This is a genomic window from Vibrio sp. 10N.247.310.17, from assembly GCF_041466605.1.
Lineage (GTDB): Bacteria > Pseudomonadota > Gammaproteobacteria > Enterobacterales > Vibrionaceae > Vibrio > Vibrio tasmaniensis_A.
The window spans coordinates 1-2268 of the sequence record NZ_JBFSTC010000193.1; the positions used below are offsets into that span (position 1 = coordinate 1).

General features: G+C 39.2%; 3 protein-coding genes. 2 read left to right on the forward strand and 1 reads right to left on the reverse strand.

Annotated elements, in window-relative coordinates; genetic code table 11:
- Positions 1-305: 305 nt before the first annotated feature.
- Both AB6D80_RS24680 and AB6D80_RS24685 read left to right on the forward strand, forming a co-directional pair.
- Positions 306-1187, forward strand: coding sequence for a hypothetical protein (locus tag AB6D80_RS24680; RefSeq protein ID WP_372139868.1), 882 nt, complete (start codon positions 306-308; stop codon positions 1185-1187).
- 155 nt (positions 1188-1342) lie between these two features.
- Positions 1343-1843 carry a DUF4236 domain-containing protein gene (locus AB6D80_RS24685; protein ID WP_372139869.1) on the forward strand — a complete coding sequence of 167 codons (501 nt, stop codon included), beginning with the start codon at positions 1343-1345 and terminating at the stop codon, positions 1841-1843.
- An 83-nt stretch (positions 1844-1926) separates the two neighbouring features.
- Here AB6D80_RS24685 and AB6D80_RS24690 read toward each other — a convergent pair whose 3' ends face one another.
- Positions 1927-2226, reverse strand: coding sequence for a regulator (locus AB6D80_RS24690; protein ID WP_372139870.1), 300 nt, complete (start codon positions 2224-2226; stop codon positions 1927-1929).
- Positions 2227-2268 lie beyond the last annotated feature (42 nt).

A 2268-nucleotide genomic window follows, 5' to 3' on the forward strand; every position in this document is an offset into this window, starting at 1 on the left:
TTCTTCTAATGCTGTTCGTCGTGAATCCCCGTGTTGTATCACGGGGGTAAATTCGGCCTATCTATCAGTACTCATACTACCCTGATCTAGTTGCAAGCTTGCGCGCTAGAGTCTTACGTTGAGCTATACAGAATAACTCTATGTTTTGATCTAATCATCTGGATTATGGTGATAATCCACTATTTGTAATTCACAATTTCTAGTAAAATCATAGTACAAAGAACTAAGTAGAAAGATTCTGTATTTAAATATAGAAACTTTCTATCTGAGAGTTTTTATCGGCATGTTTAATTAGGAGCGATTTCATGGCTGGGTTAGTACTAGAGCTACAAAGAGATGCTCTAGATAAAAATATCAACGTCTCAGATCTACTGAGAAAAGCGCTAGTCGTCTCGAAAAAACTAGTTATTGTAGAAATTGAAACTTGGATTAGAAATGAGCTTTATGGTTATAGCTACGACCAAGAGGCTATACCTGCATATCGAGATATTAGAGGAGAGGTCAAAGTTTTTAATCCATACCATGGGTGGCAATCTTTAAACGTTGGAAGTTCCGAAATAGAAGATGTTCTTTCTACACGTAAAATTGCTCAACCGGTTGGTGAGTTAGACTCTTTAGCTAACGATCATAAAGGCGAGTTTCTTCAAATACCATTTGATCAGTCAACAAAAAATGAACTCATACGACTGATGCATGTAAAACTGGAGCCTACCTTAGTAGTACCGCAAACAGAGATCGTGGGAGTTCTTGAGGCAATAAGGACAGAGGTTTTAAACTGGGCGTTAGATCTAGAATCACGAGAAATATTGGGAGATGGTATGAGTTTTAGTAAAGAAGAAAAGCAAACTGCGTCGCAGATAACCTATCAAGTTACTAATAATATTGAAAATATGAATAACTCTCAGCTACAGCAAGATTCTGCGGGAGCTAGTCAGTCTTTAACTGTCCATGATAATTCAACGAAAATAAGAGAATTTGTCGAAAAATATAGGCAATTTAGTGATCAGTTGGAAATTGGTGACGCACAACGTAAAGAGTTGGAAACTGATGTATCAATGGTTGAATTGCAATTAGACTCTCCAAAACCTAAACCAACAATAATTAATGAGTCCGTTAAATCCATACGTAGCATACTTGAGGGGATTACAGGCAGTATCATTGCTACAGGATTGTTAGCATTGCTATAGGTTTTCTCATAATGTTCAACAAGGCGGTCAAAGCGAGCCGTTACACTCGGTATTTTTGGTATGAAGTTCGGTGCGCTATGGTGGTTTGCGTCAAGCCTCTTATTGCAAGCGTTATGGCTCCCGAATGATTTTTTTTAGCTTGTTTAGGAAAGTGTATGGGATTTAAATTTCGAAAACGTATAAAAATAGCTCCAGGTGTCCATCTTAACCTAAGCAAAAGTGGTGTAAGTACTTCAATCGGAAAACCTGGTGCGACGGTAAATATTGGAAATAAAGGGGTTAAAGCTACTTTGGGTGTTACGGGCTCGGGGCTTTCTTACAGCCAAACGTTAACTGATGGCAGTACATCAGGCCGGATGCAAAGACCTACAAAATCTAGCTCGTTGCTAACAAAATTGCTTGCTTTTGCTGTAGTTGCTTGTCTTGTCATTGCAGTCATGGACGATCCAAATACTGAGCCTACAAATTACAGTATCGTCGAAGCAAAAAGCTTACGAGTAAGATCTGAGCCCTCTTTAAATTCAAGTATCATTGACCAATTGGCTTTTGGTAACAAAGTTGAAGTTAAGCGCAACCAAGGTGGTTGGTCTTTTGTTGAAACTAAAGGCATTAGAGGTTGGGTTTCTTCTGAGTACCTGTCAGAGCCCAAGCCATAAACAACGTTTAAGACGAATCCCCAACGCTAGGTATTTTCACTCCACGTTGGGTTTCTTTGTTTATTACGTTAGGGTTTATACGATCACAATTTTTTTTCCTTAATTTTGGCTATTGCCCTAGCAAGTCCAAGTAAATGTGTAGATGTCTTAATCTCTAACTCTGATTGAATACCCAATAATGCAATCCCTGCCAATATTTGTTGTGGCCTCACCACTTGGCCAGTAGGTAGTTCCATACTGTCGTATAACATTTTGAACTGTACCCAATCTTCACTAATGCTAAGTTCTCTACCTTTGGCCATCCGCATAAGTCTTTTGCACTCGGGAGGTATTGGTTTCCCCTCATCCCAACCTGTGACTGTTCTCGAAGGTAAACGCGCCATAAACCCCGCATTCTAATCTTTCAGCGCGAAGAATAAGATCAA